This window comes from Microcoleus sp. N9_A2 (assembly GCF_036701775.1).
Classification (GTDB): domain Bacteria; phylum Cyanobacteriota; class Cyanobacteriia; order Cyanobacteriales; family Microcoleaceae; genus Microcoleus.
The window spans coordinates 1-7,557 of the sequence record NZ_JAUBRH010000114.1 but is presented as its reverse complement, the minus strand read 5'-3'; the positions used below and the strand labels follow the sequence as shown (position 1 = coordinate 7,557).

Below are 7,557 nucleotides of genomic sequence, written 5' to 3'. Positions count from 1 at the left end.
TCATATCACCAATGGCAAAAACTTCTCGCTAATAGTAGCTTAAGTTTACTCCATCCTTTCCTTCATGGCACTACCAATAATCTGTAGCTGAAGTTATATTAAATATATTCTCACTCAGATTCATTTGGCTGTTTACCTTATGAAGCAAAAACTTCCCCCGATCAACCCTAGTACGCTGATTAAGAGTTTGGGGCGATTCACCCTGATCGCGACATTTTCTTTGGGTCTGGCGACTGTGAAAAACTGGGAAAATTATAAGAACTATTGGCATGGCACAATCTTTGCTGTGCAAACAGTTGATTTCAATATGTTATCTCATACTTTGCCAGTAAAACTATCCTATACCTTATTGCAAGGAAATATAGAAGAATTACAACGAACTTTAGACAGTAACTATGGATTATTTGGGCTGATTGTTACTGATTGCTAAATGGCTGCCCAAAATTGCCTATCCGAGCAAATTCTTTATCAATCAAAATCTTCTCAGAAGTGGACAAAGGAAATTTCATTAGCAACTTTATCAAATCATCCATACGACTTACTACAAAGTCCACCTCCGCTGCAAGCAGAGCGGCAATATGCTAAACCTCGTGATAGTAAACCCATCTTTACTGGTAGAGTTAACTCAGGAGAAATAATCGGTCGTGTGTACTATGTCCGGGGAGTACCGCCGACATTTATTGAAGATTCTAATAATTGGATTAAAGATCCATTTAAAGTAACAGGTTCCCGGACTCTTTACACATCGACAGTCGCTTTATTTTTCGTTAGTGGTTTGAGCGCGTGGATAATTATTGAGGTGGTTTTATCTGCCAAACGGAATGAGCAGCGTCTTGCACAGCAACAACAGGAACAATTGCAACGGGAAATTTAACAGATTAAGCGGCAATTAGAAGATAAAAACCAGCAAACTATCGAATTAATTAAGCAGCGAGAGAGAGGTCTTGCTGAACTGGAATCTGATCGGCAAAAACAGGAGCAAAATAAGAGAGAACTTGAAAATCAAATTGCATCTTATGAAAGCGAACTGGCTTTTAAAGAACAGCAACAGCAAGAAAATGCTCAAACTTTAGAAGACTTGCAATTACTACGGCAAAAGTTGCAAGAAACGTCTCAGCGAGAATCTGAAGTAAAGCAGGAAATTAAGCTGCAATTAGAAGAAACAAACCAGCAAACTATCGAATTAATTGACCAGCGAGATAGAGGTCTTGCTGAACTGGAATCTTACCGGCAAGAACAGGAGCAAAATAAGAGAGAACTGGAAAATCAAATTGCATCTTATGAAAGCGAACTGGCTCGTAGAGAACAGCAACAGCAAAAAGCTGCTCAAACTTCAAAAGAATTGCAATTACTACGGCAAAAGTTGCAAAAAACGTCTCAGCGAGAATCTAAAGCAAAGCAGCAGAGTGAAGAGCTCAATCAGAAAATAGTTGATTTGAAGCGCGATCTAGATTTAAGACAACAGCAATCTCGTCAGCTAGAGCAACAGTTAGAAGAAATACCTAATATTAATGAACTCACCGCCGCACTAGAAGGAGCTAGGGCAGAATTAGATCGGAGTAAGGAACAGTCAAGAGATGGGGAAAATTATTATGTGGAAGAAATTGATAGGTTAGAAAAAGAAAAAGTCCAGCTAAACAGCGAAAAAGTCCAGTTAAACAGCGAATTAGATACATCGAAAAGCAGAACTCAGTTCTTAGAAGATCGAAAGAGGCAGTTAAAAAGGCAACTCAGTGCAGCCCAAGAGAACACTCAAACATTAGAAAATACTATTGAACATCTAAACGTTCAGCTTCAAAATCTGTCGCAAAATTCCCATTCAGGTATACCTTGGAATCAATTGCCAAGAATTTCAGGCAGAAGAGCTATCGGGTCTTTAGAACGTTTGGGATTCATCAGGCAAGATAGGGGGGGTGGCAGTCACGTTGTTCTCAAACGGGTTCGGGTTGTACAGCAAATAGATAGTTGTAATGTGCCACTCCATGATGAATTAGCTTCTGGGACATTAGCTAATATTCTTGGCCAAGCAAATGTCACCCTAGAGGAGTTTAAAAATAATTTATGACCATGTTGAATCTGAAAAAAATAATTTTAATGGAGTTTAATAGGAAATGAAATTTAAGGTACTCGAAACACTAATTGCTAGTTCTATTTTTCTATCAATTTCATCCTTGTCATCTGCTCAAAGTAATCAACAAGATTCTACAATTCTACCCACAGGAACTTACTACTCTCAAGGAACCATGTTCAATAATTCCCGGAGAGAAATTGCACATAAAAATAATAGAATCTGTATTAAGATTGTCAAGGGCCCTGCAAATCCTTACAAGGGAGTGGAAGATATCACAATTAGCAGCGTGTCTTTTCAAAAGGGGAAATTCTATATTGATGCTACCGGAGAAGAGTTAATCTTAGAAACAAATGGAAAAGTAATAAATAGTGGTCGTGGTGGTGTATGGGAGTATAGAGGCACCTCACCAGATCCCAGGAGTCAACCTATACAGGCTCAAAAAATGGCAGAGTGTGTAGCGGCTCAAGGACGATATGTACAGAAGATGCAAGGAATATCCATCTCAGGAATCGATTTTCCCAAGTATTAAGGATGATCAACATAGGTGGGGTTAATGGGGGACTAGGCGCAAGCTAGGCTGAGCCGTTGTTCTCTGATGACTTGGCGGATGTGGTTGAGTAGGGCATCCCAAATTGCGTCGGCGCTCTGGACGGGATAGTTGAAATGTTCGAGGTCGTATTGTACAATGATTTCTAGGGGCGCTAGGGTTTGCTGGTTTCTACAACTGGCGATCGCTGCGATCGTCTCTTTCTCCCATCTGGCAAATAGTCTGTAGCTGAAAAAGGAACTACATTTTTGTCCTTTCTTGTTCAGGTAAACGACTATTACTTGGTGTTGTTTGGGGTAAACTTTGACGATGCGGTTGACGGGCATTTTCAGGGCTTCGGCGGCTTCCGTTTTGGAGATTTGCCAGCACTGGGGCTTGAGCCAACCGGAGGCGGTGAGGCTTTGACGGTTGCGACGTGAGTTGTGGGTGTTTTGGCTGCGTCTTTTGGTCATTTTTGCTTCCCCTGATGTCTGTCTCTGGTTTCAAAGTTTGATCGGGCTGTCCGCTTAGATTCTTTTCCTAGCTCAGAACCATTTGTTTAACGACCCTTTCGGCGCATCAAAACTTAAGTTGTAATTGTTATTGTACTTGCAATCGTCGCGTGTGTCAAGTGTAATTATGAATTGCAAGTTGAAAATTCTGGAGTTGGGAAGTAAACTGAATTATGTATGATTAAGTAGTGACGGCAGTTGTGAACGCAGAAGCTAAGAAAAAATTAATCGAGATTGTCAAACTAGCTCGCGGTTCTATGAGTCAGCGTGGATTTGGCAAGCTTCTTGGGGTATCTGCGACTGCGGTTCAGTTGTGGGAAAAAGGTCAGAGTATCCCAGATACAGAAAATTTGGCTCAGATTGCCGTGAGGGCAGGGTTTACGATGGAAGAGTTGCTTGCTCATCTGGAAGGCAAGCCCATGCGTGAGCCCGTAGATACTAACGATCTGCTGAAAAAAATTCAATGTATACCGATCAGTGAGTTAGCCGTGGTTGGTAGAGCGGTGATGGATAGACTCGCGGCTGCTGCTGAGTCGTCTGGAAAATATAGTTGATGTATCTGTTGGCAAGTAGACTGGTAGAGACGGTTGAGTAACCTTTGAGCCGTGAATATCGAAAATAGAGAAAAACTTAGTGAAATTATCAGAAAAGCGCGCGGAACAATGAGTCAGCGAGCGTTTGGTCAGCTTTTGGGCGTTTCCGCTACTGCTGTTCAGCTTTGGGAACGAGGCGATACGGTTCCCGATACGGACAACTTGGCTAAGCTCGCTGCGAGATCGGGTTATACGCTGGAAGAATTTCTGAGATTGTTGGATGGCAAGCCAGTTTCAGAAGCTCCAGAAATCAACGATATAGTCATTTCAAATAAGTATGAGACACTCTTTCTGCACAATAAGCACGAATAACTTCATCAAGAGATGTGCCAGGAGACGCATACATTTTAGCTCTCTTTAATGCACTAAAATCATGCTCAATATCATTTAAGTCAGGAGAGTATTTTGGTAAAAATATTATCTGATGACCCGCCTCCTCAACCAATAGTCTAATGACTGTCTTACGATGAATGGGTGCATGATCCATAATTAATATAGATGGACTTGTTAAATCTGGTAACAAATACAAAGATAACCATCCTTCAAATCCTTCTGCATTCAAACTACCCATAAAGAGCATTGGTGCAATTAAGTCCTTCTTTCCTTTTCTTCTTGCTGCTACTAAATTTTCTCTTTTCCCCCGTTTTCCTGGTCTTTCGCCATAGACTTTCTTTCCTCTTTTGGCCCCGGCACAAACAGAACCTTCAAGTTCCTCAAATCCTGACTCATCAATGAATACAAGACTTTTGCTGCCATAAACTTTAATTAATTCTCTCAGATTTCTGTAATATTTCATTCTTTCTTCTCGATTTCTTTCTTTATAGCGAAGTTCTTTTTTTTTTGTAATTTTCAGTTTTTTTAAGGCATAGCAGATGGCACTCGGTCTGACGCCTGAAAGTTTTTGCTCTTTCTACTAATCTTGCTTCAGGATTTTTTTCAACATCTTTTTTGAGTGCTTCCCAATCTAGCTTTCGTTGACGGTGGTTGACCTGAGTTGGTCGAAGGTATTCCCTACCGGTTGCATCTATAAATTGTTGCTCTTCCTACCTTAAATATGGCGGCAGCTTTCGTTGTACTCCCTCCATTTTCCACATGATCGACTACTTTTTGTCTTAGGTCTAGACTGTAAGCCATTTTTTTCTAATTAACTCTTTTTATCGATTTTATCATGATCTTACCTCGGTCTCACATTTATTTGAAATGACTATATTGTCAAAAAAATCCAGTTTTTGCCTCTGGGTCAAGTGGCGCTAATTGGCAGAGCTGTGGTGGATAGATTCGCGGCGGCGGCTGAGGTTTCTGGAGATTAAGGCTGGAGTCGAAATCAATTGGGCACTAAACTGAGTTATGTGTTGATTAAGTGGTGACTCATACTGTGGACGCAGAAGCTAAGAAAAAACTGAGCGAGGTTGTTAAGTTAGCGCGTGGCTCGATGAGTTTGAGCGCCTTTGGCAGATTGTTGGGAGTTTCTGCTGCTTCTGTTTTGTATTGGGAAAAAGGGCAGGTACTCCCGGATACGAAAAATTTGACTCAAATTGCGACAAGAGCAGGCTTTACGATGGAAGAGCTAATGGCTCATCTGGAAGGCAAGCCCATGCGTGAACCCGTAGATACCAACGAGTTGCTTAAGAAAATTCAGTGTATGTCACTGAGTGACCTAGCAGTGATTGTTCGAGCCGGTGTGGAGCGGTTGGCTGCTGCTGCGGTGGCTTCTGGGAATTAGGGCTGGAGTCCAAGTCAATTGGGCAGTAAACTGGGAGTTGTGTTGATCTGGTGACTGATACTGTGGACGCAGAAGCTAGGAAAAAACTGAGCGAGGTTGTTAAACTAGCTCGTGGTTCCATGAGTTTGAGTGCTTTTGGCAGGCTACTGGGAGTCTCTGCCGCTTCAGTTCTGTATTGGGAAAAAGGGCAAGTGCTCCCGGATACGAAAAATTTGGCTCAGATTGCGACAAGAGCAGGCTTCACCGTTGAAGAATTGATAGCTCATCTGGAAGGCAAACAGCCGACTGAACCGATGGATACAAATGATATCCTCAAAAAAATTCAATGTATGCCGATAAATGAGTTGGCAATGATTGGTAGGGTGATGGATAGACTCGCAGCGGCTGCTGAGGCTTCGCATAAGTGTTATGCTCCCTCGAATAAATGGGTGTTTTGGCTATCACCGTTAGCCGCTCCGCTAGCGTTTTTGCGAATATTAGAGAACAAATAACGTACTTACAGCAGCGCAAGATCCTTGAAGCAACGGCGCGTTAACTCGATTCTTGCAGATGCGTCATTTTTGTTGCGGATGTCAATGTTTGTAGCAAAAAAGTAAACATTTTTATCCTTTTCTAAATAACCTACATACCAGCCAATTTGAGGCTTTGTTTGTTCTCCAAAGCCTGCCCAGCCTGTTTTTGCCCTAATTGTGTAATCGGGACTTTGTTCAACAATTATGATATCTTTCACCAGAGACAGCGAGCGATCAGAAAAGGGTAAGTCATTTTTGTAGAGACGGCCCAGAAATTGAATTTGCTCCTTGGGTGTGATTCGCAGTTCTCCCTCTAACCAGAATTTGTCAATATCGTCTTTATTACCGATTTTTTGGTTGCCGTAACCGGCTTTAGCAACCCATTTTTGCATTTGCTCGTGTCCGACTCGGCGGGCTAGAACTTGGTAAAACCAAACGGCGGAAAGTTTGATGGCTTCTCTCATATTCAAGTCTCGATTCCATGCGGGAATTTGCCTTTGAATTCCATCCCACGTTAGCACGGCAATCTCATCTGAAATTACCCCTGTTTCTAAGGAAATCAGAGAGTTGAGAATCTTAAATGTAGATGCGGGTAAAAAAGCTGTCTCGTTACGCTGCGGGTTGTGTTGATAAAGGCGATCGCTGTTCAAGTCGTAAATCGCGATCGAGCCTTCAACTCCTAGCTCTTGAAAGTGCCGTCCAAAATTAATTTTCTCAGCAACATCTCCTCCGCGAGACGGAGACTCTTGCACAGGAGGTGGCACGGTTAAGGCTGATTGCGGTGTCTGAACTAAAACAAAAGTAATGCAGCCTAATACAATTAAAATAACAGCGAGCGCACGAGATATTCTGTTCATAAACTTCGATTAGTTAGCCAAATCACAGGCAGTAATGTCACAGGCGCGATTGACTTGTAAGGTGCGTCTGACTTACGCTGTGTAAGAAACAATTAAGGTTTGCCCCTGACGCAGTCTACTATATACAGGGGCCAATTGCGTAATTTTTCACCTACAAAACTGCCATAATAGTTAAGGCGACTAAACAGCTTAACTGAATTGCCAAACTCACAATCCGAAATTTGGGATCGAGGCCGGCAATGTGAATCGCTGAATGTACAAGCCGAAATAGGATGTACACAACAATCAGCAAATCTACTGCTGTTCCTGAAACACCCCTAACGGTTAGAAGGAAAACAACTCCCAAATACAAAGGCAGGTTTTCTACCAAGTTGGATTGTACTCGAAATAGTCGCCACAGCAAACTTTCATCGTTTTGTGTGCCAAAATCTTTGGGAGAACCGCCGGCAGATAGATGCCGAATCCTGACTGTCAGCAGCATGACTACAATTGCGATCGTCCACAGGATGAAAATTGCTAAACCCCAGAGAGGGAAAGTCATATTTGTCGGTTCAATTTGCATCATCTTTCTACCTTGCGAAACTGTGGTTAAGACTTTAGAAAAGTTATATCAAATCCTGTAGCATCGTTGTGGTCAAATCCCGCCCCCAGTCAACAATCACTGACGATGCAACCAACCAGAATTGCTGACGGGGCGACAGGTCGCCTGAAAGTCATACAGTCCGGCAACTCTAGACAAATAGCATGAAAAAAGATAGGGTAA

At 42.2% G+C, this 7,557-nt stretch carries 11 protein-coding genes and 1 pseudogene; 8 read left to right on the top strand and 4 right to left on the bottom strand.

What is annotated here, in order from left to right; all coding sequences use genetic code 11:
- Window positions 1–139: 139 nt before the first annotated feature.
- The 4 genes from QUA44_RS29865 to QUA44_RS29850 all read left to right on the top strand — a co-directional run bounded on the left by QUA44_RS29865 (window position 140) and on the right by QUA44_RS29850 (window position 2,600).
- Complete coding sequence (locus tag QUA44_RS29865) at window positions 140–430, top strand: hypothetical protein (RefSeq protein ID WP_333257386.1); 291 nt, start codon at window positions 140–142, stop codon at window positions 428–430.
- A complete protein-coding gene (locus QUA44_RS29860) occupies window positions 431–874 on the top strand; it encodes a hypothetical protein (RefSeq protein WP_333257384.1) in 444 nt (147 codons plus the stop codon).
- Window positions 875–1,099: 225 nt separating this feature from the next.
- On the top strand, window positions 1,100–2,065 hold the full coding sequence (locus tag QUA44_RS29855) for a type II toxin-antitoxin system HicA family toxin (RefSeq protein WP_333257381.1): 966 nt from the start codon (window positions 1,100–1,102) through the stop codon (window positions 2,063–2,065).
- A 46-nt stretch (window positions 2,066–2,111) separates the two neighbouring features.
- A complete protein-coding gene (locus QUA44_RS29850; RefSeq protein ID WP_333257378.1) occupies window positions 2,112–2,600 on the top strand; it encodes a hypothetical protein in 489 nt (162 codons plus the stop codon).
- A 32-nt stretch (window positions 2,601–2,632) separates the two neighbouring features.
- On the opposite strand, the gene QUA44_RS29845 is transcribed toward QUA44_RS29850, so the two are convergent.
- Complete coding sequence (locus QUA44_RS29845) at window positions 2,633–3,070, bottom strand: hypothetical protein (protein WP_333257377.1); 438 nt, start codon at window positions 3,068–3,070, stop codon at window positions 2,633–2,635.
- 239 nt (window positions 3,071–3,309) lie between these two features.
- Here QUA44_RS29845 and QUA44_RS29840 point away from each other — a divergent pair, with 239 nt between their 5' ends.
- Entirely contained in the window at window positions 3,310–3,663 is a 354-nt protein-coding gene (locus QUA44_RS29840) for a helix-turn-helix domain-containing protein (RefSeq protein WP_333257374.1), read from the top strand.
- A 51-nt stretch (window positions 3,664–3,714) separates the two neighbouring features.
- Window positions 3,715–4,014: a helix-turn-helix transcriptional regulator gene (locus tag QUA44_RS29835; RefSeq protein WP_333257371.1), complete on the top strand. Its 300-nt coding sequence runs from the start codon at window positions 3,715–3,717 to the stop codon at window positions 4,012–4,014.
- Here the strand turns inward: QUA44_RS29835 and QUA44_RS29830 are convergent.
- Window positions 3,965–4,836, bottom strand: a pseudogene (locus tag QUA44_RS29830) (IS630 family transposase). The gene QUA44_RS29835 and the pseudogene QUA44_RS29830 overlap by 50 nt on opposite strands.
- A 229-nt stretch (window positions 4,837–5,065) precedes the next feature.
- On the opposite strand from QUA44_RS29830, the gene QUA44_RS29825 reads away from it, so the two are divergent.
- Both QUA44_RS29825 and QUA44_RS29820 read left to right on the top strand, forming a co-directional pair.
- Window positions 5,066–5,425 (top strand): transcriptional regulator, encoded by a 360-nt coding sequence (locus tag QUA44_RS29825; protein ID WP_333310083.1) that lies wholly within the window; start codon window positions 5,066–5,068, stop codon window positions 5,423–5,425.
- A gap of 50 nt (window positions 5,426–5,475) precedes the next feature.
- Window positions 5,476–5,916 carry a helix-turn-helix transcriptional regulator gene (locus tag QUA44_RS29820; protein WP_333257366.1) on the top strand — a complete coding sequence of 147 codons (441 nt, stop codon included), beginning with the start codon at window positions 5,476–5,478 and terminating at the stop codon, window positions 5,914–5,916.
- A gap of 5 nt (window positions 5,917–5,921) precedes the next feature.
- On the opposite strand, the gene blaOXA is transcribed toward QUA44_RS29820, so the two are convergent.
- Together blaOXA and QUA44_RS29810 are read right to left on the bottom strand one after the other, a co-directional pair.
- On the bottom strand, window positions 5,922–6,794 hold the full coding sequence (blaOXA, locus tag QUA44_RS29815; protein WP_333257364.1) for a class D beta-lactamase: 873 nt from the start codon (window positions 6,792–6,794) through the stop codon (window positions 5,922–5,924).
- A 151-nt stretch (window positions 6,795–6,945) separates the two neighbouring features.
- A complete protein-coding gene (locus tag QUA44_RS29810; protein ID WP_333257361.1) occupies window positions 6,946–7,359 on the bottom strand; it encodes an MAPEG family protein in 414 nt (137 codons plus the stop codon).
- Window positions 7,360–7,557: the final 198 nt, after the last annotated feature.